The organism is Paenibacillus sp. J14, from assembly GCF_000518465.1.
Taxonomy (GTDB): Bacteria; Bacillota; Bacilli; order Paenibacillales; family Paenibacillaceae; genus Fontibacillus; species Fontibacillus barengoltzii.
The window spans coordinates 39,805-66,744 of sequence record NZ_JADQ01000008.1; the positions used below are offsets into that span (position 1 = coordinate 39,805).

General features: G+C 51.8%; 25 protein-coding genes and 1 other RNA gene. 24 read left to right on the top strand and 2 right to left on the bottom strand.

The genetic code is table 11. The features are described 5' to 3' along the window. Positions 1 to 7 precede the first annotated feature (7 nt). The 15 genes from M891_RS0103960 (at position 8) to rnpB (ending at position 15,727) form a co-directional block, all read left to right on the top strand. Positions 8 to 2,299, top strand: a complete 2,292-nt coding sequence (locus M891_RS0103960; protein WP_016311456.1) for an HD family phosphohydrolase — start codon at positions 8 to 10, stop codon at positions 2,297 to 2,299. After that, complete coding sequence (gene ybeY / locus M891_RS0103965) at positions 2,271 to 2,768, top strand: rRNA maturation RNase YbeY (RefSeq protein ID WP_016311457.1); 498 nt, start codon at positions 2,271 to 2,273, stop codon at positions 2,766 to 2,768. The genes M891_RS0103960 and ybeY overlap by 29 nt, the downstream gene beginning before the upstream one ends. Next, entirely contained in the window at positions 2,768 to 3,142 is a 375-nt protein-coding gene (locus tag M891_RS0103970) for a diacylglycerol kinase family protein (RefSeq protein ID WP_016311458.1), read from the top strand. Before ybeY ends, M891_RS0103970 begins: the two co-directional genes overlap by 1 nt. An 86-nt stretch (positions 3,143 to 3,228) precedes the next feature. Continuing rightward, a complete protein-coding gene (gene cdd, locus M891_RS0103975) occupies positions 3,229 to 3,639 on the top strand; it encodes a cytidine deaminase (protein ID WP_016311459.1) in 411 nt (136 codons plus the stop codon). 368 nt (positions 3,640 to 4,007) lie between these two features. Next, complete coding sequence (era, locus tag M891_RS0103980; protein WP_016311460.1) at positions 4,008 to 4,910, top strand: GTPase Era; 903 nt, start codon at positions 4,008 to 4,010, stop codon at positions 4,908 to 4,910. A 117-nt stretch (positions 4,911 to 5,027) separates the two neighbouring features. Further along, positions 5,028 to 5,165 carry a YqzL family protein gene (locus M891_RS24825; protein WP_016311461.1) on the top strand — a complete coding sequence of 46 codons (138 nt, stop codon included), beginning with the start codon at positions 5,028 to 5,030 and terminating at the stop codon, positions 5,163 to 5,165. A 39-nt stretch (positions 5,166 to 5,204) separates the two neighbouring features. Continuing rightward, on the top strand, positions 5,205 to 5,954 hold the full coding sequence (gene recO / locus M891_RS0103990; protein WP_016311462.1) for a DNA repair protein RecO: 750 nt from the start codon (positions 5,205 to 5,207) through the stop codon (positions 5,952 to 5,954). Positions 5,955 to 6,369: 415 nt separating this feature from the next. Next, positions 6,370 to 7,257 carry a glycine--tRNA ligase subunit alpha gene (glyQ, locus tag M891_RS0103995; protein WP_028537914.1) on the top strand — a complete coding sequence of 296 codons (888 nt, stop codon included), beginning with the start codon at positions 6,370 to 6,372 and terminating at the stop codon, positions 7,255 to 7,257. Continuing rightward, a complete protein-coding gene (gene glyS, locus M891_RS0104000; protein ID WP_028537915.1) occupies positions 7,250 to 9,331 on the top strand; it encodes a glycine--tRNA ligase subunit beta in 2,082 nt (693 codons plus the stop codon). Before glyQ ends, glyS begins: the two co-directional genes overlap by 8 nt. 153 nt (positions 9,332 to 9,484) lie before the next feature. Continuing rightward, on the top strand, positions 9,485 to 9,934 hold the full coding sequence (locus M891_RS0104005; protein WP_016311465.1) for a YaiI/YqxD family protein: 450 nt from the start codon (positions 9,485 to 9,487) through the stop codon (positions 9,932 to 9,934). Between the two features lie 101 nt (positions 9,935 to 10,035). Beyond that, the gene (dnaG, locus tag M891_RS0104010; RefSeq protein ID WP_016311466.1) at positions 10,036 to 11,859 is read left to right on the top strand and encodes a DNA primase; all 1,824 of its coding nucleotides are present in this window, start codon (positions 10,036 to 10,038) and stop codon (positions 11,857 to 11,859) included. A 46-nt stretch (positions 11,860 to 11,905) separates the two neighbouring features. Further along, entirely contained in the window at positions 11,906 to 13,030 is a 1,125-nt protein-coding gene (rpoD, locus tag M891_RS0104015) for an RNA polymerase sigma factor RpoD (protein ID WP_016311467.1), read from the top strand. 311 nt (positions 13,031 to 13,341) lie between these two features. After that, positions 13,342 to 14,103 (top strand): tRNA (adenine(22)-N(1))-methyltransferase, encoded by a 762-nt coding sequence (locus M891_RS0104020; protein WP_016311468.1) that lies wholly within the window; start codon positions 13,342 to 13,344, stop codon positions 14,101 to 14,103. Beyond that, positions 14,079 to 15,194, top strand: coding sequence for a Nif3-like dinuclear metal center hexameric protein (locus tag M891_RS0104025; RefSeq protein ID WP_016311469.1), 1,116 nt, complete (start codon positions 14,079 to 14,081; stop codon positions 15,192 to 15,194). Before M891_RS0104020 ends, M891_RS0104025 begins: the two co-directional genes overlap by 25 nt. Before the next feature lie 121 nt (positions 15,195 to 15,315). Then, positions 15,316 to 15,727, top strand: an RNA gene (gene rnpB, locus M891_RS24545) — RNase P RNA component class A. 87 nt (positions 15,728 to 15,814) lie between these two features. On the opposite strand, the gene M891_RS0104030 is transcribed toward rnpB, so the two are convergent. Then, on the bottom strand, positions 15,815 to 17,767 hold the full coding sequence (locus M891_RS0104030) for a S8 family peptidase (RefSeq protein ID WP_016311470.1): 1,953 nt from the start codon (positions 17,765 to 17,767) through the stop codon (positions 15,815 to 15,817). A 158-nt stretch (positions 17,768 to 17,925) separates the two neighbouring features. On the opposite strand from M891_RS0104030, the gene M891_RS0104035 reads away from it, so the two are divergent. From M891_RS0104035 to thiI, 6 genes are all read left to right on the top strand, one after another. Continuing rightward, positions 17,926 to 18,429, top strand: coding sequence for a YpuI family protein (locus M891_RS0104035; protein ID WP_016311472.1), 504 nt, complete (start codon positions 17,926 to 17,928; stop codon positions 18,427 to 18,429). 193 nt (positions 18,430 to 18,622) lie between these two features. Further along, on the top strand, positions 18,623 to 18,787 hold the full coding sequence (locus M891_RS0104040; RefSeq protein ID WP_316010343.1) for a DUF1540 domain-containing protein: 165 nt from the start codon (positions 18,623 to 18,625) through the stop codon (positions 18,785 to 18,787). Between the two features lie 29 nt (positions 18,788 to 18,816). Next, a complete protein-coding gene (locus M891_RS0104045) occupies positions 18,817 to 19,212 on the top strand; it encodes a hypothetical protein (protein ID WP_016311474.1) in 396 nt (131 codons plus the stop codon). 186 nt (positions 19,213 to 19,398) lie between these two features. Continuing rightward, positions 19,399 to 20,169, top strand: coding sequence for a lytic transglycosylase domain-containing protein (locus M891_RS0104050; protein ID WP_016311475.1), 771 nt, complete (start codon positions 19,399 to 19,401; stop codon positions 20,167 to 20,169). A gap of 119 nt (positions 20,170 to 20,288) precedes the next feature. Then, positions 20,289 to 21,428 (top strand): cysteine desulfurase family protein, encoded by a 1,140-nt coding sequence (locus M891_RS0104055; protein WP_028537917.1) that lies wholly within the window; start codon positions 20,289 to 20,291, stop codon positions 21,426 to 21,428. Between the two features lie 15 nt (positions 21,429 to 21,443). Further along, positions 21,444 to 22,679 carry a tRNA uracil 4-sulfurtransferase ThiI gene (thiI, locus tag M891_RS0104060; protein WP_016311477.1) on the top strand — a complete coding sequence of 412 codons (1,236 nt, stop codon included), beginning with the start codon at positions 21,444 to 21,446 and terminating at the stop codon, positions 22,677 to 22,679. A 61-nt stretch (positions 22,680 to 22,740) separates the two neighbouring features. Here the strand turns inward: thiI and M891_RS0104065 are convergent, their stop codons facing one another. Then, the gene (locus M891_RS0104065) at positions 22,741 to 23,445 is read right to left on the bottom strand and encodes a TerC family protein (RefSeq protein WP_016311478.1); all 705 of its coding nucleotides are present in this window, start codon (positions 23,443 to 23,445) and stop codon (positions 22,741 to 22,743) included. 131 nt (positions 23,446 to 23,576) lie between these two features. Here M891_RS0104065 and M891_RS0104070 point away from each other — a divergent pair, with 131 nt between their 5' ends. From M891_RS0104070 to typA, 3 genes are all read left to right on the top strand, one after another. Beyond that, entirely contained in the window at positions 23,577 to 24,236 is a 660-nt protein-coding gene (locus tag M891_RS0104070; protein ID WP_016311479.1) for a TerC family protein, read from the top strand. Between the two features lie 155 nt (positions 24,237 to 24,391). Next, a complete protein-coding gene (locus tag M891_RS0104075; RefSeq protein WP_016311480.1) occupies positions 24,392 to 24,892 on the top strand; it encodes a hypothetical protein in 501 nt (166 codons plus the stop codon). Positions 24,893 to 25,094: 202 nt separating this feature from the next. Continuing rightward, on the top strand, positions 25,095 to 26,936 hold the full coding sequence (gene typA / locus M891_RS0104080) for a translational GTPase TypA (protein ID WP_016311481.1): 1,842 nt from the start codon (positions 25,095 to 25,097) through the stop codon (positions 26,934 to 26,936). Positions 26,937 to 26,940: the final 4 nt, after the last annotated feature.

Consider the following 26,940-nt stretch of genomic DNA (forward strand, 5'->3'; position numbering starts at 1 on the left):
GTCTAATATGACTAATGACGATCAGCAAAAGAAAAGCGCGTTACAATCCAGGTTTGCAGGATGGAAGTATAGCACCAGCGTGCGTTATGTTCTGTTCGCGCTGCTTGTCGTTATGTTCTACGTCAGCTTGGCGCCCAAACTGTTGCCCGAAACGTATGACATTGCGGTAGGTTTGCCAAGCGAGAAGGAAATCTTGGCGCCGATGGACATTCCGGATACGAAGGCGACGCTGAAAGCGCAAGAAGAGGCGGCTGAGAAGGTAGGACAGGTCTATACCATTCTGCCGCTCCGCAATGAAACGCTTGTCGCGCAAATGCTTGACCGGATCTTTCGGTTGAACCAGGACGACCAGGTTTCAGAGGAAGATAAGATCAAGATCTACCGCGAGGAACTGCCGCAGCGGGTGAAGGATCATGTGCAGAATTTCATCATGAACAATCGGAATTCCAGCGTTTATTCGGCGACCTTATTTGAGGAAGTAACTCAGCGCATTGATGAACAGCAATATCACATCTCGGAAGAGACGTTTATCAAAATTCCTCGTTTAACCTCAGAGGATATCAACGCGATGAAGCCGGTTGCTGCGGATATTGTAGCCCGGCTGACGGCGGATCCAATCGTTGAAGCGCAGACCGCACGGGCAAAAGTTGCGGAAATGGTCAGCACCAGCTCCTTAAGCAAACGGACGGCACGCGAGGTCGTACAGGAGCTTGCTCGTCTGTCTATCACCGCAAATAAGTTCTATGATGAAGAGGCAACGAAGGCGGCGAAGGTGGAAGCGCGCGAGAATACGCCTACGGTATATATCAAGCAAGGGGACGTGCTCGTACATAAGGGCGAAAGAATTACCCAGGAAATGTACACGTTGCTTGAGAAGAACGGCCTTCTTAAGGATGAGGTCGATTACTCACCGCAATTGGGGCTTCTTTTGTTGTCATTGCTGATGGCGACCGGGCTGATTATGTTTATTCGTCAATCGGAAGGCGCCAGCCGGTTCAAATACAACAACGCGCAGTTCGTTATGCTGCTGCTTATTATTTTTATCACGATTGCTTCGATGCATGTTATCAACATTCTGCAAAGCGAACAGCAGGCTTTTGTCGGGTATTTAGCCCCGATTGCTACTGGCGCGATGCTGATTACGCTGCTATTGGATTTGCCACTTGCGTATCTCTGCTCGTTTTTGTTTAGCGTTCTGGCTAGCATCATTTTGAATCAGCGGCAAAGCGAAATTTTTGATTTCCAATTTGGGTTCTTCGCATTGGTGACTTCGTTTGCAGCGATTTTTGCGATTCACCGGGCCAGCCAACGCTCCACCCTGCTCAAGGCGGGGATTATGATCTGCTTGTTTGGCGCGCTGTCGATCTTTGCCCTGCAGCTAATTGATAATCAGGACTGGACGCAAACCAGCACGTTATATGCGCTTGGATTTTCTGTGGCGGGGGGATTGTTGACTACGATTTTGGTCATCGGCTTGATGCCGTTCTTCGAGGTCACCTTCGGCATCCTCTCAGCGCTTAAGCTGGTGGAGTTGTCGAACCCCAACCACCCGCTCTTGCGCAAGCTGTTGACGGAGACGCCGGGGACGTACCATCACAGCGTGATGGTCGGCAACCTGTCGGAAGCGGCCGCCGAAGCGATTGGTGCCAACGGACTGCTGTGCCGTGTCGGCTCGTATTATCACGATATCGGGAAGACGAAGCGGCCGAGCTATTTTATCGAAAACCAGAACAACATGGAAAATCCGCACGACTTTATCGATCCGAAGTTAAGCAAATCGATTATTATCGCCCATGCCCGAGATGGGGTGGAGATGCAAAAGGAATATAAGCTGCCGAAGCCGATTCGGGATATTGCCGAGCAGCATCATGGAACGACTTTTTTACATTATTTCTACCACAAGGCGCTGCGCTTAGCGGAGGAGCAAGGCGTCGAGCCGGACTTCACGGAAGATGATTTCCGATATCCGGGGCCGAAGGCTCAATCGAAGGAAGCGGCTGTGGTTGGGATTGCCGACAGTGTTGAGGCAGCGGTACGCTCTCTGCGCAAACCAACAGTAGAGCAAGTGGAGTCCATGATCGAGAAAATTATTAAGAGCCGCTTGGACGATCACCAGTTTAACGAATGTGATCTGACGATGCGGGAGCTCGATATCATCGCCCAAACGTTAAAGGAAACGGTCATGGGCATCTTCCATTCGCGGATTGAGTATCCGGAGGAAGTGAAGAAGAGTAAAGAGAACGAGGAGAAAGACAGGGGGCAAAACGTCAATGGGCCTACAGCTGGCTTGGAGCAATGAGCAAGATAAAATGGAGATCCGTCAGGAGTTGATCGATCTCTTAGAGCGGGTGCTGCAGATCGCAGGACAAGCGGAGGGCATCACGGAAGGCGAAGTGGCACTTACATTCGTGGACGATGAGGCGATCCACGAATTAAACCGCGATTATCGCGGCATCGACCGGCCGACCGATGTGTTGTCGTTTGCGATGAACGAATCGCTGGAGGAAGAGCCGGAAATCGTCTATGAATTGGAAGAAGACGAAGAACTGGACGATATGACCGAAATGCTTGGAGATATCATCATCTCCGTGGAACGAGCCAAAGCGCAAAGCGAGGAGTACGGTCATTCGCTGGAGCGGGAAATCGGATTTCTGTTTGTGCACGGGTTCCTGCATCTGTTGGGTTATGACCATCAAGATAAGGTCAGCGAAGCGGAAATGATGGGTAAACAGGAAGCGGCGCTCGCCGAGGTAGGGCTTGTTCGCTAATGAAGCCGTCGCATCGCTGGAGTTCATCCTTTCGCTATGCGTGGGAGGGAATCGCCACCTCGTTTCGGACTCAACGTCATGTGCGATTCCATTGCGTCGCGGCGGTCATTGTGATTGCCGCGGCGATTGCGTTATCCCTCCCCGCGAGAGACGTAGCCTTATTGTTGCTCGTCATCGCCTTAGTTATTTCTCTTGAGCTCGTTAATACGGCGATTGAAGCCGTCGTAGATCTCGCAGCCCCTGAGTGGCATCGACTTGGCAAGATCGCCAAGGATGCCGCAGCCGGGGCTGTACTGGTCGCTGCGGTTGTTGCCGTAGTGATCGGGATCTTAATTTTTTATGAGCCATTGATGCGTTGGTTGGGGCAGCTGTAAGGTTGGTGCTCCCGATAACGGGCAAATGGACTGTTGAAATTCCCCCGTAACTTATTTTTGCTATGGTTGAAGGAGATGATAGGGTTATGGATTACGGTCAACTCATGAAAGAAGCGATCGAAGCCCGCAAAGCAGCATATATTCCATATTCGGGGTTTGGCGTTGGGGCAGCTCTGCTGGATAGCAAAGGACAGGTTCATCACGGCTGCAATATCGAGAATGCGGCTTATTCCCCGGGAAACTGCGCGGAGCGTACCGCGATGTTCCGGGCGATTGCCGACGGGCATCAACCCGGAACGTTTCAAGCCATCGCCGTGGTTGCCGACACAGAAGAACCGGTTGCGCCTTGCGGGGTCTGCCGCCAAGTGCTGTTTGAGCTATGCGGGCCGGACATGCCTGTCATCCTAGGCAATCTGAAGGGCGACATCCGTCAGACCACGGTACGGGAGTTGTTGCCCTACGCCTTCGGTCCTTCCCATCTGGAGGAACAGAAGTAAGCGGCGGGAGTATCTCTAACGGAACGGAGAGACGTTATTTAGCTGTATAGAGGCGTTTTGGATTTCTAACGGAACGAGGAGACGTTATTACGGACCTTTCGCGGGAATTGGTTGTTGTGAGCGCCGAATAAGAGCTCTGAGTTCCGTTAGCGCGGGAAATTGCCGAGAAATAGGCAAATAAGGTCTCTACGTTCCGTTACGCACGGACGGGTGGAACCAACTGTCGAACCCCAAAATGAACCACTACAGAAACCCGCACAGAATCCAGTACAGATTCTACAGATTCTCACGCAACATGACTTCACAGAACCAACACGGACCGATTCCGACTGAAGAACGGATTAGGTCACATGAAAGGAACTCACGATATGGCAAAAGCAAAATTCAAATCCGGTTTTGTGGCGATTGTGGGACGCCCGAATGTGGGGAAATCCACGCTGATGAATCAGATCATCGGGCAGAAGATCGCCATTATGTCCGATAAACCGCAAACGACGCGGAATAAAATCCATGGCGTCTATACTTCGGAAGAGATGCAGATCGTCTTTCTGGATACGCCAGGGATTCACAAACGGCAATCGAAGCTTGGCGACTACATGAATACGACGGCGCTCAACACCCTTGGCGAAGTTGAAGCCGTATTGTTCCTCGTGGATGCGGCGGAAGGATTGGGCGGCGGAGACCGTTATATCATCGAACGGCTGAAGGATGTACGGACACCGGTCATTCTGGTGCTGAACAAAATCGACCGCGTAGAGCCAGAACAATTGCTGCCGTTGATTGAAGAGTATAGTCAGCTTTATCCATTTAGCGAAATCGTACCGATTTCCGCCATGCTGGGGAACAACGTGAACCGGCTGCTGGAGCAGATCGGCAAATACCTGCCGGAAGGGCCGCAGTATTATCCGGAGGATCAGGTTACGGACCATCCGGAGCAGTTTGTCTGTGCTGAGCTGATCCGCGAGAAAATCTTGCATCTCACCCGCGAGGAAGTGCCGCACTCCATCGCTGTCACGATTGAAGATATGCGCGTACAGGAGAACGGTGTCGTGTACATTTCCGCGGTCATTTTCGTTGAACGCGATTCCCAGAAGGGCATCATTATCGGAAAGCAAGGGGCGCTGCTGAAGGAAGTAGGCAAGCTGGCCCGGCAAGATATCGAGAACTTGCTTGGATCGAAGATTTTTCTTGAGCTATGGGTGAAGGTGAAGAAAGACTGGCGGAACCAAGAACGGATCTTGAAGGACCTCGGGTTCCATAAGGACGCTTAAGGCTAACGTCTAGTTCTAGCTTTATACTGGGAGTTATTGCAACGCATAGATCCCGTTCATGCGCACATCCTATCTTTGTAGATGCAGGCGTCATTTCCGAAGAAAGGGTGAATACGAATGCGAGATTTTTCGTGGAAGTATTTTGCGATGACTGGAGATGTCGATGCTTACTTGCTTTACAAAGAAGCCAGCAGCGCGTATGAGGAGGAGGCTAAGGCTGCCGAAGAGCTGATTCTAGAGGAAGAAGCCGAGTAGTACGGATTTGGTGGGAGAGGCGAGTTTGGGGGAAACGAAATGCTCTACAGGGTGGAAGGAATTGTCATCCGCAGTATGGACTATGGGGAAGGCAATAAAATAATTACATTATGTACCGAAACGAGCGGCAAAATCGGGGTACTGGTGCGCGGCGCCAAAAAGGTGAAGAGCCGCCACGGGGCCCTGACTCAGCCTTTTACACATGGAGAATATGTGTTCTTCCGCCAAAACGGCGGTTTGGGCACCTTAAACCAGGGTGAGATGATTGAGTCTCACTTTTCTTTGCGTGAGGACATTTTTCTCGCGGCCTATGCTTCGTATGCCTGTGAGTTGTTGGACAAGACCCTGCAGGATGAAGAGGTGGGCAGCTTCTGGTTCACTCAGTTGAAGGCTTGCCTGGACGGGTTATCGTCGGGCAAGGACCCGCAGATCGTCATCCATCTCTTCGAAATGAAAATCTTGCAGGCCGCAGGCTACGGACCTTCATTTGAAAGCTGTGTCTCCTGCGGGCGGGTCGACGATTCGCCGTATGTTAGCCCGCGTCTAGGCGGGAGACTTTGCCGATCGTGCCGTCACCAAGATCCGGCCGCGATGCAGGTCACACCGGGCGTGCTTAAATTGCTCATGTTATTTGAGAAAATGGACCTGCGCCGGCTCGGAAACGTCGAGGTAAAGGACGAGACGAAACGGGAGCTAAAGACTGTGATGCGTGCCTTCATGGATATGCAGCTTGGGCTGAAGCTGAAATCCCGTCATTTTCTCGATCAACTGGACAAGTATGAAATTTGACGAACGAGATAAAATTAGTTAATATATAAAAGACTTTCTCCCTCAAAGTGTTATATTCAAGAGGGAGAATTGTGCGTTGAACGGGAAGAGTAGCAAGAAGAAGTCTATGAACCCCTTTTTCTGAGTGATGTTATGGATCAGGAGAGGGAATAAGCGACCGGGGAGGGTGGGAGCCCGGATAGATGGTCTTGTGAAGCGGCAGCCCGGGAGCACAAACCGATCGTGAAAAGCGGATTTGCAGCGATGGTCTCCGATAGGAGGCGGCGGCAAATCAAGTAGGGTGGAACCGCGGGAACTTACAGCTCTCGTCCCTACGTCTGACAGCAGGCGTAGAGGCGGGGGCTTTTTATTTTTCCCTTCTAGCCCATGCTTGCTGAACAAACCTGAAGGTTAGGAGATGAGGTTCGCCATGAGTATCAACTTTCAACAAATGATCTTGACGCTGCAGCAATTCTGGGCAGAACAGAATTGCATCATCGTGCAGCCGTATGACGTGGAGAAAGGGGCCGGTACGCTGAATCCGATGACGTTCCTGCGTTCGATTGGCCCGGAGCCGTGGAATGTGGCTTACGTGGAGCCTTCCCGTCGTCCAGCGGACGGCCGTTACGGGGAGAATCCAAATCGGTTGTACCAGCACCATCAGTTCCAGGTGATCATGAAGCCGTCGCCGGACAATATCCAGGAGATTTACCTGGAAAGCTTGAAGCGGCTGGGCATTAACCCGCTGGAGCATGACATCCGGTTTGTCGAAGACAACTGGGAGCATCCGGGCTTGGGCGCATGGGGCCTTGGCTGGGAAGTTTGGCTGGACGGTATGGAAGTCACGCAGTTTACTTACTTCCAGCAAGTCGGAGGGATCGAAACGAACCCGGTTGCCGTAGAAATCACCTATGGGATGGAACGCCTGGCCTCCTACATTCAAGATAAGGAGAACGTGTTCGAGCTGGAATGGGTGGACGGCACGACATACGGTGATGTTTTCCATCAGGCGGAATATGAGCATTCTAAGTACACGTTTGAAATCTCCGATGTGAAAATGCTGTTTACGCTGTTTAACATGTACGAGCAAGAAGCGAACAAAGCAATGGAGCAGCATTTGGTGTACCCGGCTTACGATTATGTGTTGAAATGCTCGCATACGTTTAACCTGCTGGATGCCCGTGGGGCGATCAGTGTCACCGAACGGACAGGATATATTACGCGGGTGCGGAATTTGGCTCGTCAAGTTGCTGCAACTTATTTGGAGGAACGTGAGAAGCTTGGATTCCCGATGCTTCAGAAAGGGGGTGCTGCACGTGGCTAAGGATCTGCTGTTTGAAATTGGACTGGAAGAAATGCCGGCCCGGTTCATCCGCGCCGCGATGGAGCAATTAAAGGAGCGGACGGAGAAATGGCTGGAGGAATCAGTCATTCAACACGGAGCCGTTGAAGCTTATGCAACCCCTCGCCGACTGGCTGTCCTCGTCAAAGATGTGGCAGAGAAGCAAGAGGATGTGCATGAGGAAGTTAAAGGGCCTTCGCGTAAAATCGCCCTGGATGAAAACGGGCAGTGGAGTAAAGCAGCACTTGGCTTTGCCCGCAGCCAGGGAGCCAGCCCGGAGCAATTTACGTTCCGTGAGGTTGGCGGTACGGAGTATGTTTATGTCAGCAAAAGCAAAATTGGTGTAGAGACATCGAGTCTTCTTGCTGACGGATTGCTGGGCATTTTGCAGGCGATGAATTTTCCGAAGAACATGCGTTGGGGCAATTACGACTTTAAGTTTGTGCGCCCGATTCGCTGGCTGGTGGCGTTGTTCGGCAAAGACGTCATCGAGCTTGAAATCGCTGGAGTGAAATCCGGTAACGTGACGCGGGGACACCGGTTCCTTGGAACGGAAACCGTCATCGAAGAGCCTGCTGTCTATGTGGAAACGCTGCGCAGTCAGCACGTGATCGCAGACGTTAATGAACGTCAAGCTTTGATCCAGAACCAAATCAACGCCTTGGCTAAAGAAAAAGGCTGGCACATCGCCGTGAAGGAAGATTTGCTGGAGGAAGTCCTGTTCTTGGTCGAGACGCCAACGGTGCTGTACGGTACGTTCGAAGAATCGTTCCTGAACATTCCGCAGGAAGTGCTCATTACCTCGATGCGCGAACATCAGCGCTACTTCCCGGTGCTGAATGCGCAAGGCAACCTGCTTCCTTACTTCGTCACCGTGCGTAACGGGAACAACACGTCGCTGGACGTGATTGCCCGCGGGAACGAGAAGGTGCTTCGTGCTCGGTTGTCCGACGCGAAATTCTTCTATGAGGAAGATCAAAAGTTGGCGATTAAAGACGCGCTGTCCAAACTGGAAAGCATCGTATTCCATGATGAGCTTGGCACGATCGGGGACAAAGTGCGCCGCATCCGTCGCAATACCGAGAAGTTATCGGCGATGCTGGGGACGGATACCGGAACAGCAGAAGCTGCCGCGCGTACGGCGGAAATTTGTAAGTTTGACCTCGTAACTCAGATGGTTTACGAGTTCCCTGAATTGCAAGGGGTGATGGGGGAAGATTATGCCCGTAAAGCCGGCGAACCCGAAGCGGTGGCAAGAGGGATCTTTGAGCATTATCAGCCGCGGTTTGCCGATGATGCCGTTCCTGCTTCAACCGTTGGCTCGATTGTCAGCATCGCGGATAAGATTGACACGATTGTTGGCTGTTTCTCGATTGGGATCATTCCAACCGGCTCCCAGGATCCGTACGGCCTGCGCCGTCAGGCTGCCGGCATCGTGCAAATCATCGTGGATCATGAGCTGTCCGTTTCACTTACGGAGATTTTCAAGCTGGCGCTGGAGACGCATCAACAATTCCGCGGGCTGAAACGCAGCGAAGATGAAATCATGAAGGATCTGCTGGATTTCTTTGGCTTGCGAGTCAGAAAGACGCTTTCGGACGAAAACCTCCGCTATGACGTTGTCGACGCCGTTCTGTCGGCGGGCTATGATGATGTTGTCTCGACGGTAGCACGCGGCAAGGCGCTGATGGAAGCGGTAGATGCGAAGGACGAGTTCAAAGCAACCGTTGAATCGTTTGGACGGGTCAGCAATCTGGCGGCCAAAGCCACCGGTGAGAAGGTTCGCTCCGATCTGCTCTCTGAACCTGCAGAACAAGCGCTGTACGAGGCATGGCGTTCGGTCTCGGATAAATACCGGGAGACGCTGGCTGCCCGCGACGCGGTTGGTGCGCTGGAACTGATCAGCGGATTAAAAGATGCGATTACCGTGTTCTTTGATGCCGTCATGGTTATGGCGGAGGATGATGCGATCCGGACGAACCGGTTGGCCTTGCTGGCGGCGATTGATGAAGATCTCAAAGCTTTTGCCGATTTCGGCAAACTGGTTTGGGCATAATAGAAGGCAATGAAGCAAAAGTATGGCTGACGGCTAGCGATGGGCTTGCCGTCAGCCATCCATCGCTATTTAGCAAAAAACGAGAGTTTCACCTGAGTCTTGTTTAGATTCAGGTATTTCGAGGTTATATTGTATTACATGGAGGCGTGGTGGATGCGGATCGTCGTCGATGGGGATTCCTGTCCGGTTAAGGCGGAAATTGCCGAAACGGCTGGCAGATTTGGTGTACCTGTGATTATGGTGGCCTCATATGATCATGTTCTGCAGCCGGAACCGGGCGTGACGGTTGTCCAGGTGGATCGCAGCGGACAAAGCGCGGATATGTACATTGCCGCCCATGTAGAGAAGGGCGATATCGTTGTGACCCAGGACTACGGGCTGGCGGCATTGATCATCGCAAGAGACTGCCATGGGATTTCGCCGCGCGGTGATATCTATCATCCGGGAAATATCGACTATTTGCTCGAACGCCGTCATCACCATGCGAAAGCTAGACGGGCAGGGCATCGCGCTAAGGGGCCCAAGCCTTTTACCATCGAGGATCGTGAGCGGTTTGCCGACGCTTTGTCAAAACTTTTGCTTCGTTTGCAGGAGAATGTATAGTTTTAGCGAATTACTATTTACGTGTCACCCGAGAGCAACAAAATGTCGGTGTTTTTGACATTTTGAGCAATACTCACGCGTGAAAGATGAAGGTGATTTGGATGAGTACCGGGCGTGGCATTCCGGAGGAAGTCATCGAGGCGGTTCTGCGTCAGCACGATATCGTCGATACGGTCAGCAAGCACGTTCATCTAACGAAGCAGGGGAAGTACTTGAAGGGGTTATGTCCGTTCCATTCGGAGAAGACCCCATCGTTTACAGTCACACCCGAACGCCAAATTTTCCATTGCTATGGCTGCGGCAAAGGCGGAAATGCCATCAAATTCAGGATGGAAATCGAAGGATTAACCTTTCCCGAAGCTGTCAGAATCATGGCGGACGAGGCGCATATCCCTTACGAGGATAAAGGCAGAAGTTACGCCGATACTCCGCGTAACCGGGAGTTGGAAGAGCTGCTGCAGGCCCATGAGTGGTCCTCCAAGCTTTATCATTATTTGCTCAAGAACACCGAATACGGGAAGCCGGCGATGGAATATTTGAAATCCCGCGGCTTTACCGACAAGGCCATCGATACATTCCAGATTGGTTACGCACCCGCCAGATGGGATACGCTCGTCCAGTTTTTGGACAAGAGATCATTTAATTTGGAAACGATGGAGAAGGGCGGATTGCTGTCAGCGAAGCAGGACGGTACCGGTTATGTGGACCGCTTCCGCGATCGGGTCATCTTCCCATTACACAACCGAAACGGCAAAGTCATTGCGTTTGCGGGCAGAGTGCTCGGCGACGGGCAACCGAAATACTTAAATTCGCCGGAAAGCAAGCTGTTTACAAAGAGCCGAGTTCTTTACAATTTGCATCAAGCCAAGAACGAGATCCGCAAGACAGGCCAAATCGTCCTGTTTGAGGGTTACGGCGATGTCATCAGCGCATGGGAAGCCGGAGTTCACAACGGTGTTGCTACCATGGGGACCGCTTTGACGGAACACCATGCGGCGATCATGCGGAGCCTTGCCGATGAGGTGTTGGTCTGCTATGACGGAGACTCCGCCGGTCAGGCTGCAGCCTTAAAGAGCATTCCGATCCTTGAAGGTGCAGGTTTTTCCCAAGTGAAAATTGCAATGCTCAGCGAAGGGTTGGACCCTGATGAATTTATCCAAAAGTACGGAGCCGAGCGGTTCCGTCATCAAGTTTTGGAAGGTGCGGTATCTTCCGTTAAATTTAGGCTTATATATCTGAGAAAAAACCATATACTGCTAGAAGAAGACGGAAAGATCGCTTATATCAAAGAGGCGATGCCGATTATTGCGGCGCTCTCCTCCCCAAGCGAACGCGAAATTTATTTGAAGGAGCTCTCCGCCGAATTGCAGGTGTCCTTCGACAGCTTGAAGCAAGAGTGCAACGAGCTGAGAACAGCTATGCAAAAAAAGGCAAATGCCGGGGATAATAAGCCCGAAAGGTGGAATAATGGTAGGCATAAAAAAGGGCAGGCATCCATGCCGACGTTGCTGCCCGCTTTTCATGTGGCGGAACGGAGACTGCTTTCATTCATGCTTCAGGACGAAGAGGTGTCCCGCTATGTAGGCGAACGCCTTGGGACGAACTTTAACATCGAAGATCATGTGGCGATTGCCGCTTATCTATACGCCTATTATGCGCAAGGGAAACCCCCGGATGCCAGTCGGTTCATTTCCTCGCTTCAGGATGAACGGCTTGAGCAGACGGTCATCTCGATCGCGATGATGGATACACCGGCTGAATGGACCACACAGGAGTTGGACGATTGTATCCGTGAAATTCAAAAGGTGCCGCTGCTGGAGCAGATCAAACGCAAGAAAGAGGAAATGGTATCGGCCGAACGGGCCGGTGACTATTTGCGTGCGGCGCAAATTGCAAGTGAGATTATTGCCCTAGAGAGACAGTAAGACGAACGGACTTTCGATGATGTTTCTAGGGAGGAGGGAGCCAGAAATGACGAATGATCAACATACTGAACTAGAAACGGAACTTACCTTAGAGCAGGTAAGGGATCAATTGATCGAACAAGGGAAGAAAAGATCATCCTTAACTTATAAAGAAATTATGGAGAAGCTTTCGCCTTTCGATCAGGATCCCGAGCAAATGGACGAGTTTTTTGAACAATTGGCCGATCTCGGCATCGACATCACCGGTGACGGCGACGACGATCATCGCAGTCGCGGCGATGGAGACGACTCGCATGACGATGATTTTAATTACGACGACGACCTCTCGCTTCCTCCGGGAATCAAAATTAACGATCCAGTTCGGATGTATCTGAAGGAAATCGGACGCGTCCCGCTGTTGTCGGCGGACGACGAAATGGAACTGGCCAAACGGATCGAGAACGGGGATGAAGAGGCGAAGCGGCGTTTGGCTGAAGCCAACCTGCGGTTGGTTGTCAGCATCGCCAAACGTTATGTTGGTCGCGGCATGCTGTTCTTGGATCTGATCCAAGAAGGAAATATGGGCTTGATTAAAGCCGTGGAGAAATTCGACCACAAGAAAGGCTTCAAATTTAGTACCTATGCCACCTGGTGGATTCGTCAGGCCATTACCCGTGCGATTGCCGACCAGGCCCGTACGATTCGGATTCCGGTTCATATGGTCGAAACGATTAACAAGCTGATTCGGGTATCCCGGCAGCTGCTGCAAGAGCTGGGACGCGAACCAGCACCGGAAGAAATCGCGGCGGAGATGGATCTTAGCGTGGAGAAGGTCCGGGAGATCATGAAGATCGCCCAAGAGCCGGTATCGCTGGAAACGCCGATTGGGGAAGAGGACGATTCCCATCTTGGCGACTTTATTGAAGATCAGGAAGCCTTGGCGCCAGCCGACGCAGCGGCTTACGAGCTGCTGAAAGAACAGCTGGAGGATGTACTGGACACGCTCACTGAACGCGAAGAGAACGTGCTTCGTTTACGGTTTGGACTGGACGACGGACGTACGAGAACCCTTGAGGAAGTGGGGAAAGTCTTCGGCGTCACGCGGGAGCGTATTCGGCAAATCGAAGCGAAGGCGCTCCGTAAGCTGCGCCATCCGAGCCGCAGCAAGCGGTTGAAGGACTTTCTCGAATAGGTGTTAACGCCTGCAATCTTGACCTTCTGCAGCCAAGCAGCAAGGTCATTTTTGTTAAAGCGGCGCTTTATGGACCTTATACTGTCGTGAACGGCTCTGAGTCTGCGAAGCGTCGCCCCTTACTTTTGGAATAATTTCCTTCTTTTTCTTTATTGGTTTTTATTTTACCGTTTTTCCCTGGGCAATGCAAATCGTTGTGCGTTGCTAGATGATGCGATTTGAGATGCCTCGGCACTTGAAGATCGCTTGCTCTTTGGCAGATCTGCTATTATCTATGGGTTAAGAAAAAATGGGTGGTGTAGAGAATCGACATGAATTTGTCAGCTAGATTGCAGCTCATTGCCGACTGGCTTCCGGCGGGATGCCGGTTTGCCGATATCGGATCAGATCACGCGCTGTTGCCCGTGGCTGCCGTGCGCAGCGGACAGGCGGTCTTCGCCGTTGCTGGCGAAGTGAATGACGGCCCGTTGGAAGCGGCCCGCCGCCAGGTGGCTGAGGCCGGGGAGACGGCGCGCATCTCAGTCCGCAAAGGAGACGGACTTGCTGTCATTACCCCCGGGGAGGTGGACGTGATTACCATCGCCGGCATGGGCGGGGCGCTGATCTCCTCCATTCTCGATGCGGGTCAAGCGAAGCTGGCCGGTGTCAAGCGACTCGTGCTCCAGCCGAATGTTGGCGGAGAATTTGTCCGCCGCTGGCTACTTGAGCACGATTGGTATTTGGCGGAAGAGGCGATCCTGGAGGAGGACGGCAAAATTTACGAAGTGCTGATGGCCGAAGCCACGGCGGATGCCGAAGCCCGAAATGCGGAGCTCTACCGGGAACGCCAGCTGGCAGGAGGCCGAGTCAGCTTAACTCGCGAGCTCCTGCTCATGATGGGGCCTCGGTTAACGGCAGCCCCGAATGAAGTCTTTTTCAAGAAATGGAAATCAGAGCTTCGTAAGCTGGAGGGGATTCGCCGGTCGGTGGCTTCTTCGACGTTGGAGGCTTCCCGTCAGAAGGAAGCGGAGCTCACTCGGTTATCGGAGCAGTTAAAGGAGGTGCTGGCATGTTTGCCAAAGGACAAACAGTAGTGCAATACATGGAGCAACTAGCTCCCAAGCATGTGGCGATGGAGGGGGACAAAATTGGCCTCCAACTAGGCAGTCTGCAGAAGGAAATTCGCAATGTGCTTGTGGCATTGGATGTAAATGAGGAGGTTGTGGACGAGGCAATTGCTTTGGAAGCGGATCTGATTGTTGCCCATCACGCCATCATTTACCGTCCGCTGGCTCATTTGCAGAGCGACACGCCGATGGGAAAGGTGTACGAGAAGCTGATCAAAAACGATATTGCGGTATATATCGCGCATACGAACCTCGACGTCACCGACGGCGGGATGAACGACTGGATGGCGGAAGCCTTGGGCATTGAAAGTGCTGATTCGCTTGAAGATGTACATACGGACAACTTGTATAAGCTTGTCGTGTTTGTGCCGAAGGATCATCACGAGCCGGTGCTTCAGGCGATGTTGAATGCTGGAGCAGGTCATATCGGCAACTACAGCCACTGCAGCTTCAATATCGAAGGCTTTGGCACGTTTAAACCCGGAGAGGGGACCGACCCATACATCGGCAGCCAAGGCAAGCTGGAGAGGGTTGAGGAGCTGCGCATTGAAACCGTTGTGCCGCACAGCCTGCGCGGCAAGGTCATTCAAGCGATGCTGAAGCAGCATCCGTATGAAGAGGTAGCCTATGACCTATACCCGATGGATCTGAAGGGGCGCACTTTTGGACTCGGACGGGTCGGGAAGCTCACAGAGCCGGTTACGCTTCGCGACTTCGTGCAGCGCGTCAAGGAACGGCTGGATGTGCCGATGGTTCGTGTTGTTGGAGATTTGAACCGGCCGATTCGCAAGGCCGCGGTCTTGGGCGGTTCCGGCGGGCGGTATTGGAAGAGTGCTCAATTCCGCGGGGCGGACGTACTTGTCACCGGGGACGTCGATTACCATACCGCGCAGGATGCTTGGATGGCCGGAGTTGCCATCATCGATCCGGGGCATAATGCGGAGAAAATCATGAAGCCTCGCGTTGCGGCCTGGCTGACAGAGAAATTAAACGAAGGCAAATATGCGACCCGGGTACATGCTTCTCAGGTTAATACTGAGCCGTTTCGATTCATGTAAACAGGCGGCTAACATTACGAAAACAACGGTCTCCAAAGCTGGCAGGAAACGTAAGGTTTACCGGCAAATCGCTCTTGTCAGCGGACATCAATGTCTGTATACTAACTAGTGTTGCCTTACGAAAGTTTGACAGACAATCGCCGGCGGCTGCAAAGCCGCGGGAGGAAAGTCCGGGCTCCACAGGGCAGGGTGCTGGATAACGTCCAGTCAGCGCGAGCTGAAGGATAGTGCCACAGAAATGGACCGCCGATGGATTTCTCCACTTCGTGGAGGGTCACAGGCAAGGATGGAACCGAGGTGTAAGAGACCCCGAGGAACGCTGGCGACTTCGTTCCTGGTAAACCCCACCTGGAGCAAGACCTAATGGGACGCAGCTTCTTCGCGAAGCGGCCTTTGCCCGAGGCGCGTCCGGGTTGGTTGCTGGAGCCGCTCAGTAATGTGCGGCCTAGATAGATGATTGTCACTCAAGGCGGGAGGGTGGTTCCCGTTATACCGCAACGAGTACAGAACCCGGCTTATGGCAAACTTTCATCACTAAAGGGAACATGACCTATATCAATGTTAAAGCCTCCGCATCGCTTGGGTGTATCCAGCGATGCGGAGGCTTTTGGTTTAGAAAGTTATTTCGCGCGCTCTACTGCGCGATCCATTTTTTGTTGGACCGACTGCGGCCAGAACTGCAGCGGAGCTGCACTGCCGCCAGCAGCCTGCAACGCGGCATAGACGTCGATTTGCCCATATCCATAATATTTGTCCCGTCCTTTGTCCCCTAAATCGATCACGTTCTTCCGGATGATGTCCATGACCTCGGTGTTCTTCAGGTCCGGATTGACCGATCGGATCAGAGCGGCAAGGGCTGCGACGTGCGGGCTCGCCATCGATGTCCCAGATAACGCGGCATACTGATTATCCGGATAGGTGCTGGCAATGCTTTCTCCTGGCGCCATCACGTCGATATAATCGCCGTAGTTGGAGAAGGAAGCTTTTTGCATATTATAGTCGGTTGCTGACACGGACAACACTTCCGGATAAGCTGCAGGGTAACCCGGCCGTTCGGTGTTATCGTTGCCCGTAGCCGCAATCAACACTACATCCCGCTCATAGGCGTATTTAATCGCTTCATGCAAAAATTGAGCGTCGGCGTAGTTGCCCAGGCTCATATTAATCACTTTGGCGCCGTGGTCGGTCGCCCAGATGATGCCTTGAGCCACCGAATAGGTTGTGCCTGAGCCGGATTGATCGAGCGCCTTGACCGGCAAGATTTTACCGCCCCACATCATGCCGGCGATCCCTTCGCCGTTGTTCACATTGGCGGAAATAATGCCCGCCACATGCGTGCCATGACCTACATCATCGGTGGGCTCTTGGTCCGGGTTAATCACATTGTAGCCCTTCAGCAACCGCCCCTGCAGGTCGGGATGCTTTAAATCCACGCCGGTATCTACAACTGCTACAATCACGTCATTGCTGCCCTTGGATAATTTCCAGCCGCGATTCGTTTCAATAATTGGCAGGTTCCATTGGTATTCGGAGAACAGCAGATCGTTTGGAATCTCGGGGGTTTCTTCGGCACCTTTAGGATCGGATACCGGATCGTCCTCATAATAATAGCTTCCGGGGTCGTCCCAAATGCTGTCGCCGGTTTCATTGGTCAGATACAGATAATGCGGCTCGATATACTTCGGCTTCCATTTATTCTGAAAATATTGCTTCAACTGCTGCATGCTCATTGTATCCGAACGGAAAATGTAGGTGCTGTTCAGCTTCCGCGGCGGTTTGCCGGAGATGTCCGCCAACATCTGCTTCATTTGCTCGTCCGTAGGCTTGCTATGGAACGTCACCACGATTTCGTTTTCATAATAATGGCTTGCTTTTTCGTTGTCATGTCCTGTTTTCACCGTGATGTCTTTCAGTGTGTCCGCATGCACCGATTCCACCTTGAACTTGCCTTCCTTCGGATAAGGGATCAACCGCAGGTTTTTATTCTGATGATCTTGCACCCGACCTAAGATCCCGATGTCCATCACCGCGATAATCCCTTGCTTTTTCCCTTTTACCGGCTCTGCGGCAATGAAATATTTTGGCTGCTTCTCCGGGAACGATGGCGATTCATAACTGCTTGATTTGCTTAACGCCTTTTTCGCGTACCCCAAATAGGTGTTGAGTTGCTTGCTTACAGCCGGGTCCGGTTTAAAATCCTCTCGCCGAAACTGCCGGGTTTGCCCTTTCGTGGCATCGTACCAGAGGATCGCCTGAAAATGCTTATGATCCTTCTGCAATTCCCGCGCAGCACGTTGCAGCTTGTCACCTATACTGCCGCCGGAAGAGCTTGCCGCAAGCGAACGAAGATGGCCCCGTGCGTCCATGCGAGATAACCGTTCGGTAGCGGTCATATCTCGCTTCAGCATGCTTTGCTTTAATTTCTGCTCCTCCGCCGGCTTTGGCACGGATAGTTGAGTTACGGAATTCCGCGGAGTCGTCTTGTCATTGTCCGAGGATGGGAAGAGAAGCGAAACCGCAGCTACTGCCGCGGCCCCCGTCAACCCCCAAGCGGCCCATCTGCGCCAGTTCATCAGTAAACCTCCTTTATTATATGTCCAATGTCCATAGCCATAGCGTGAGGTGATGACCCTGATTTTATTCTTGAGGGATACCGTATTCTGTAAAATTGTGTTACGATAATTTCGTTAATGACTATACCGATCATTACAGGTGAAGGAGAATTGTTCGCATGCCACAAGCCAATAACATCAGGCAGTTGTGTGAAGCCACTCGAGAGAAATTAAAACAAGCGGTGGAGAAGCTTGAAACGTTCTTAAACCATCATTCTCTGCCGCAGCTAATGGAAGGCCAAGACGAAGACAGAGTATTGTTTTACCAAGGGTTTTTGTCAGATCTGCGTCACCTGCTTGTGTTCAGTGAGGTTTGCTACGAGAAGCTAGGCGTTGCCCTCCGTCGCGGTACCTTTGACGAGGAAGCTGCTGAGAAAGTGCTGTACCATGTGTATCATGATTGCGTTAATAACTTCTTCTATCCTAAAAATGAAAGCTATTCCGAAGATGGCAGATACGCCTATACGGGTCAGGATGCCATTCGATTCCGTAAGAAACCGGTTCGCGCGGCGCGTGACATCGTGCTGGATATCACCGGAATTTTTGAGGAATTGCGGGACGATCTCAATTATTATGAGAGCGATTATTTAACCCAATTACGATTAAACCGTTCCGCCAAATAAAAATGAAAATGAAACGACAAGATGCCGTGATGACGGCATCTTTTTATTTTTGGGAACGATTTGCTAATCGCGCAGCGCATAAGGGAATCAGACCGGGGAGAAAATGATACGCGAGGTGATCAATATGCCAAATGGGGAAAAACCCATAGTTAAATGTAGCGTATCCAACTGCACCTATTGGGGAGAGAAAAACGTGTGCAATGCCGACGTCATTATGATCGATGTCGACCAGCATGCGAAGAACCATTATTCGGCGGAGTTCGCTGGTGAATCGTTTGATACGGAACACCAAGATGCTGCTGCATCGTCCGCTTCCACTTGCTGCCATACGTTTAAACCGAAGTCCAAATCGTCGTAAGGAAAACACATTTCACGGAGGTGCTTCAGATGACGGATACCAAATCAGACAAACCGCACAAAAAGTCGGCCGAAAAGAGCCGCACCGACTACCCGCGTAAAGTGAACCGTGAGCACCGTGAGGAGTATGCGGCCGAGGTTACCCCGGCCGGGACGTACAGCGGTAACGTGATCCGCAGTGAAAGATCCGAAGAATCTCACGATGCTGTAGGTAACAACGATACGGCAGGACGCACCGTTGGTTATGTCGGCGTGGGTTTAGGGATCGCCTCATTGTTCTTTTGGTCGATTATTCTGGGGCCGCTGGCTGCGGTTATGGGCTTCTATGCCTACAGCCAAGGCAACAAAACATCCGGGGCTTGGGCGATCGGCCTGGGGCTCGTATCCACGTTAAGCTACTTTGTACTGATGCCATTTACTCGCTAACCGACGTCCGATGGGGCTGCGGAAGCGCTGGAATCATGACCGTCATACTAACCGGCTAACGCCATCTTTAAGGCGTTGGCCTTTTCTTTTCTGCAGCTTTTATCGAAAAAGGGTGGTATGCGTCGCGGATTGCGTGTAAAATATAGGCATTGAACTAGTTATTCCTCGATAAGGAGCTTATTACGCATGCAAATCGATCCGCGAACGGTGGAACAGCTGATTCAGCTTCAGTCTTTAAATCCATTAAATTTGCAACAATCGTCATCTGAACGAGCAACCGGGGATATGGACGGCTCGTTGTTTGATATATTGCTTCAGGAAATGATGTTGGCTGAGCAGGGCGAGAGATCTTTGCCTGAGACCGGCTCCAGTGTTGATACTCAAGCTTTATTAGCATCGCTTCAAGGGTATCTATATTCTGCGGGGATCGACGGCGGAGATTCGTTAGACGCAGCCTCTTTTGCAGAGCTGCTTCCGAATTACTTAACGGCCGCTGCGGCAGCGACAGTAGGGGATGTTCCGGGGCAAGCCGCGGAGGTTACCGCTGACTTGCAGTCTTTGATTGCCGAAGCTAGTTCGCGATATGGCGTGCCGGAGAGTCTGATCAAAGCGGTCATTGCGACGGAATCCTCCTTTAATCCGCAGGCGGTATCGTCCGCCGGAGCCAAAGGGCTGATGCAGTTGATGGACGCAACGGCGAAAGGGCTGGGAGTCAGCGACCCGTTTGATCCTGCGCAGAATATTGATGGCGGCACCAAATATTTGTCATATCAAATCCACCGTTACGGCGGGGATATTAAAACGGCTCTTGCGGCCTACAACGCTGGACCAGGCAGACTGCAACAGCTGGGCATCAGCAACGATGAGCAACTGATGGAGAAGTTCCACTTATTGCCGCAGGAGACGCAAGGCTATATTGCCAAGATTATGCGAGCGCAAGCGAAATACGAGGCTTAATTTGGTTATAAAATTGAGAAGTACATGATTCGAAAGATCAAATGGAAAACGCTCCGATCGCGGTGATTTCGGGAATACGCGTTTTTCATTTGATCTTTTTTGAGATGAAGGTGAACCTAATGATCTATTTTGACCATGCGGCGACGACCCCGCCCTATGAGGACGTCACCAAGACTGTAGCAGAAGTAATGGCAAGGCACTATGGCAACCCGTCTTCATTACACCGGCTGGGCGAAGATAGTGCAAAGCTGTTGGACAAAGCAAGGGAGGTAAGCGCCGCTGCACTAGGCGTTCAACCTCGGGAAATCGTATTTACCGGCGGGGCGACGGAAAGCAACAATATGGCCATTAAAGGGGTTGCCCTCCAGTTTATCGAACGGGGTAAACATTTAATCACAACGGCAACGGAGCATCCGTCTGTACTCGAGAGTGTCAAGCAGTTGGCCTCATGGGGCTGGGAAACGACGATTCTTCCGGTTGACGAGAATGGAGGCGTGACCGTCAAGCAGGTGCGGGAAGCGTTGCGCCCAGATACCGTGCTGGTGACGATCATGCATGTGAACAACGAAACTGGGACCATACAACCGGTGGAGGAAATCGGCCGCATGCTGAAAGCGACTGCCCCTAGGGTGCTGTTTCATGTAGACGGCGTTCAGGGCTTTGGCAAGCTGCCCTTGTCGTTGAATGACAGCGGAATTGATTTATACAGCCTGTCTGCGCACAAACTAAGAGGACCCAAAGGGGTAGGCCTGCTGTACGTCCGCGAAGGGCTTCGGCTTGCGCCGCTGCTGGCTGGCGGCGGACAGGAGGGCGGCTATCGTTCAGGTACGGAGAACATCCCTTATATCGTGGCTTTCGCGAAGGCGTTACGTCTGGCGAAGGAAGGCCGCGAGACTCGGGCAACCAAGCTGTATGGCTTGCGTGAGCGTCTGATGAAGGGGCTTGCAGAATTGCCGGAGCTTGTGGTCAACTCTCCGGCGCAAGGCGCGCCGCATATCGTGCATTTCTCTTATCCGGGGATGAAAGCTGAGGCGTTGCTGCACATGCTGGAGGAAGAAGGTTTTTTCGTATCTACCCGCTCAGCTTGTTCTTCCAAGCGAAGTGAACCAAGCCGTATTCTGCTCGCTATGGGCAAAACGAAGGAAGTTGCCTCGTCCGGCATTCGGATCAGTCTAGGCGAGGAACATGAAGAACGAGACATTGACGCTCTGCTTGCCGCGTTGCAACGAAGTGTGAAGCGGCTGCAGGCTTTACGATAGGAGAGAAACGTTAAAATGGAATATGATATGCTGCTGCTCCGTTTTGGAGAAATCACCCTTAAGGGGCGAAATCGCTCACGCTTCGAGCAAGTGATTCACAATCATGTCAAAGCACTGATGCATAAATTTCCCCGGGCGCAAGTCATCAAAGAATATGGAAGAATTTTTATTGCCATCAACGGAGAGCCGCTGGAGCCGATGATTGCGGAGATGAAGAACGTGTTTGGCGTAACTTCGATGTCTCCCATCAAAGTTGTCCCCTCCCGGTTGGAAGATATTCTGCAGACGGGAGTTGATTTCATTAACGAACTGGGGCCGGCCCCGGGAACGAAGTTTAAAGTGACTGCCCGCCGGATCTGGAAGGCATTCCCTCACTCGTCGCATGAAATGAACAGACTGGTCAGCACTCCTATCCTGAACGCCAACCCCGAACTTAAGGTGGACGTTCATCACCCCGAAGTGGATCTGCGCGTGGAGATTCGAGAGCAGGGTACGTATTTGTTCTGTGAAGTGATCCCGGGGGCAGGAGGATTCCCGCTCGGCTCAAACGGTAAAGCCATGCTGCTCTTGTCCGGTGGAATCGACAGTCCGGTTGCCGGTTGGTCGGCGCTGCGTCGCGGATTGGAAATCGAATGCGTTCATTTCCACAGCTATCCTTTTACGAGTAAAAAAGCCGAGCAGAAGGTCATTGATTTAGCCCAAGTGTTAGCTAGGTATTCCGGCTTCATCAAGCTGCACCTCGTGCCGTTTACTGAAATTCAAACGAAGCTGGCACAGACCGGTCAGGATAACTTGATCATCACGATGATGCGAAGAGCGATGCTGCGCATTGCTACGAAGCTGGCGGAACGGAATGGCGCCTTGGCTCTGGTCACCGGAGACAGCTTGGGCCAAGTAGCCAGCCAAACGCTGTCCAGCATGAATGCAATCGGACGCGTAACGAATCTGCAAATACTTCGGCCTTTGGTGATGACTGACAAAGTGGATATCATTGCGTTGGCGCAGCAGATTGGCACATACGACTTGTCGATTTTGCCCTATGAAGATTGTTGTACGTTATTTGTTCCGAAATCTCCAGCAACCAACCCAAATCTGCGAGTCCTGGAGAATGTGGAGCGTTCGCTGACGGATTTGGATGAAATGATTGACAAAGCGGTCGAGGATACGGAAACGATCTTTATCCGCCCTGGGCGCACCATTAAGCGACGGGAGAACACAGAGGATAATGTCGTTCAGGAAAGCTGGTTCTAACTATAAAAAAAGAGAAACCCGCCAAGCCAATTCAAATGGCTTTCGGCGGGTTTTACTGTTTCTAGCGGGTTGCCGGATGCGTCTGAGCTCCTTCAGTTTCTTTGCGCTGTTGGCGCTTCTTCATGTAACCCGCTAACAGTACAGCGGCGATTACAATGGCGATCAGTAGATAACGAAGAGCTGGATTCTCTTCGAAGAAATGCACGAAATGGCGCTCCTCGGTAATCATATTGGCGGCGGTGTAGGCAAGCACGGCAGCGCCAAGATAAGCGATCCAAGGGAACTTGTCCAACAGTTTAATAAACAAAGTACTACCCCAAACAACGATCGGGACGCTGATCAGCAGGCCGATGACCACCAGCACCATATGCTGCTTGGACGCCCCTGCGACGGCAATGACGTTGTCGAGCCCCATGGCAGCGTCAGCAATGATAATGGTACGAATTGCCGGCCATAGCTTGTCCTTGGCTTCAATGTTGTCATGACCGCCTTCATCTGCTAGCACTTTGTAGGCGATAAAGATTAGCAACAACCCGCCTATGGCTAGCAGCCAAGGGATTTGCAACAACCATACAACAATCAGCGTTGCTGCGATTCTTAGCACAACGGCACCGATTGTACCGTATAGGATAGCTTTCTTCTGTACCGTGTGGGGCAGCTTTCGTGCCGCCATCCCGATGACGATGGCATTATCACCCGCTAAAATGAGATCGATAAAAACAATATTGATCAGAGCGAGAAAAAATGCAGCACTAAATAAGTCCACGTTATGTCACTTCCTCTATAGACGTATATACGTATTAAATCGCTAAAAAGATTCATTTGTCCAGAGATGTTTTTATAAAGTGGCATAGCTTGGCTACATCCCTCATACAAGTTGTAGGGGGAGGGATGAGCTTGGAACATTTGCTGCTGTTATCAGAAATTTTAATCATCAATCTCGTACTCAGCGGCGATAACGCCGTTGTTATAGCTATGGCAAGCAAGAATTTGCCGCTCAAACAACGTAAGCGGGCGGTATGGTGGGGGGCATTGGGAGCCGTACTGTTGCGTTGCGTTTTGACCTGGGTAGCCGTGTTACTGTTGAAAATCCCGTTTATTCATGCGGCAGGCGGCGTGCTGCTGGCTGCGATTGCCGTGAAGCTGCTGCTGCCGCAGGAGGAACACTCCCGCGTGGCGGGCGCAAGCTCATTATGGAAGGCGGTGCAGACGATTCTCGCCGCCGATTTTATTATGAGCTTGGATAACGTGCTGGCAATCGCTGCGCTGGCAGAGGGCGATGTGTCGATTCTTGTAATCGGGATCGCCATCAGCATTCCGATCGTGGTCTGGGGCAGCAATCTGATCGCCGATTGGCTGCAGCGTCTGCCGATCCTCGTTTATGCCGGAGCAGGCATACTCGGATACACTGCCGGAGATATGCTGCTGCAGGATCCGCAGCTTGGACCAGCGCTTGCGGCGGCTGCCCCCGCATTGGCACGAGCTGTACCGGCGGGAACCGCCGCGGTCGTTATTATGTTCGGCTGGCTGCGAAAATATAACGCCGGGCGCAGCTAACGCCCCCAGCAGTTCCATCCACACCATCCGAAAAAAAACATCGGGCCCCGCCTTAGGCCGAGTGGTTTTTTGGGCAGAATTCATATAAACTGGAAGTGAAGGGGATGTCGTAAATTGCAACGTCTTGTCCCTCATTGTCTTCTGGAAGGTGTGTGATGGATATGTCCGACAACAACAAACTCATGACTGGCGTCTTGATCCTCGCTGCCGGAGTGATTATCCTGCTCGGTAAATTAGGGTTTTTCAGCTTTCTGGGAAGAGCGCTTTGGCCGCTGCTGCTGCTGATCCCTGGGATCTTGCTGCACATCTGGCATTTCTGGCGGAAAGGTCCTGCGGAATTGCTGCTTCCTGGTGCCATTCTGGTCGTCTACAGCCTTGTATTTTTTACCGGGGTTATCGGTGGATGGCAAACCTTGAAATACACCTGGCCGATCTTCTTCCTCGGCGTTGCCGTCGGTTTGTTTGAGTATGGTTACTTCGCGCCTCAGCGCCAGAACGGAATATTCATCGCCGCCCTGATTTTGGGAGCGATCTCACTTCTGTTGCTCGGTTGGACGTTGTTTGCTTCATCCATCGTTTATTTCTTGGCTATTGTTCTAATCGTTGCCGGGATTTGGTTGATTGCAGGTCGAGGCAACCGTCGGAGATCATGGTGAGGCAGGGATAGTTCTTGAAAATTTCAAGATTTCACGTATAATATAAGGGATATGTCAAGCGTCGGCATTTAAGTCGACGCTTTGTTTTGTGGTCGATGAGACTGCACTTGGTCTTGTCGACTAATTCCTGTTCGAAGTGCAAATTGTATTGATAAACCCTTCTCAATAATCTATAGAGACGAAAGGATATGGAGACAAACCTATGCATGATAGAAAACAAATTCGCAATATTGCGATTATTGCCCACGTTGACCACGGGAAAACGACACTTGTCGATAAACTGCTGCAGCAATCCGGGATCTTCCGGGAGAACGAAGCAGTGCAAGAGCGGGCCATGGACTCCAACGATTTGGAGCGGGAACGCGGAATTACCATTTTGGCCAAAAATACCGCCATTACGTATAAAGACTATTTGATTAATATTGTGGATACTCCGGGACACGCCGACTTCGGCGGGGAAGTAGAACGGATTATGAAAATGGTCGACGGCGTGCTGCTCGTGGTGGATGCTTACGAAGGCTGCATGCCGCAGACGAAGTTCGTACTTCGCAAAGCGCTGGAACATCATCTGACACCTATCGTTGTGGTGAACAAAATCGACCGTCCAGCCGCACGTCCGGCCGAAGTCATCGACGAGGTGCTGGATCTGTTTATCGAGTTGGAAGCCAGCGATGATCAGTTGGATTTCCCTGTCGTTTACGCTTCGGCGTTGAACGGCACATCCAGCCTGGATCCAGAGAAGCAGGATGACAACATGCTGGCATTGTATGAAACGATCATCGATCATATTCCGGCACCGACGGAGAACGTCGACGAGCCGCTGCAATTCCTCGTCACGTTGATGGACTATAACGAATACTTGGGAAGGATCGCTATTGGCCGAGTGAACCGTGGCGTGATTCGCCAAGGTCAATCTGTCGCAGTCATGACGCGTGACGGCAGCAAGAAGACCGCACGCATCGAGAAGCTGTTTGGCTTCCAAGGCTTGCGCCGCGTGGAAATCGAAGAAGCGGGCGCCGGGGACATCGTCGCCGTTGCCGGGATTAAGGATATCAATATCGGGGAAACGATCGCCGATCCGAACAACCCGGAAGCCTTGCCGGTCTTGAAGATCGATGAACCAACGCTCCAAATGACGTTCCTTGTGAATAACAGTCCGTTTGCAGGACGTGAGGGTAAATGGGTAACTTCCCGTAAACTGCGCGAGCGTCTGTTTAAGGAACTCGAAACGGACGTTTCCTTGCGTGTGGATGAGACGGACAGCCCGGACGCCTTTATCGTATCTGGCCGTGGTGAGCTTCATCTGGGGATTCTGATCGAGAATATGCGTCGTGAAGGATACGAGCTGCAAGTATCTAAGCCTGAGGTTATCGTACGGGAAATCGACGGCGTGAAGATGGAACCGATCGAACGCCTGCTGATCGACGTGCCGGAAGAGAGCATGGGCGCCGTTATGGAAAGTTTAGGTTCCCGCAAAGCGGAAATGGTGAATATGGTCAACAACGGTAATGGCCAAGTTCGCTTGGAATTCTTGATTCCAGCCCGCGGCTTGATCGGGTATCGGACGCATTTCCTTACGTTGACTCGCGGCTACGGCGTTATGAACCACGCGTTCGACAGCTATGGTCCATTTGTTGGCGGCCAAGTTGGCGGACGTCATGAAGGCGTGCTGGTTTCCAGTGAAAACGGCGTTTCGACTCTTTACGGGATCTTGTCCATTGAGGATCGCGGCATCCTGTTTGTGGAACCAGGTACAGAAATTTATGAAGGTATGATCGTAGGGGAGCATACCCGCGATAATGATATCGTTGTAAATATTTGTAAAGAAAAACAACTGACCAACGTCCGTTCTGCTACGAAGGACGAAACAGTGAAGATGAAGACACCGCGGCTCTTCTCGCTGGAACAGGCGCTGGAATATTTGAATGACGACGAATATTGCGAAATTACGCCAAAATCGGTTCGCTTGCGCAAGAAGATTCTGAACAAGAGCGAGCGGGAACGTGCAGAAAAACATCGCAAAATGGCGGAAGCCAACCTATAATTAG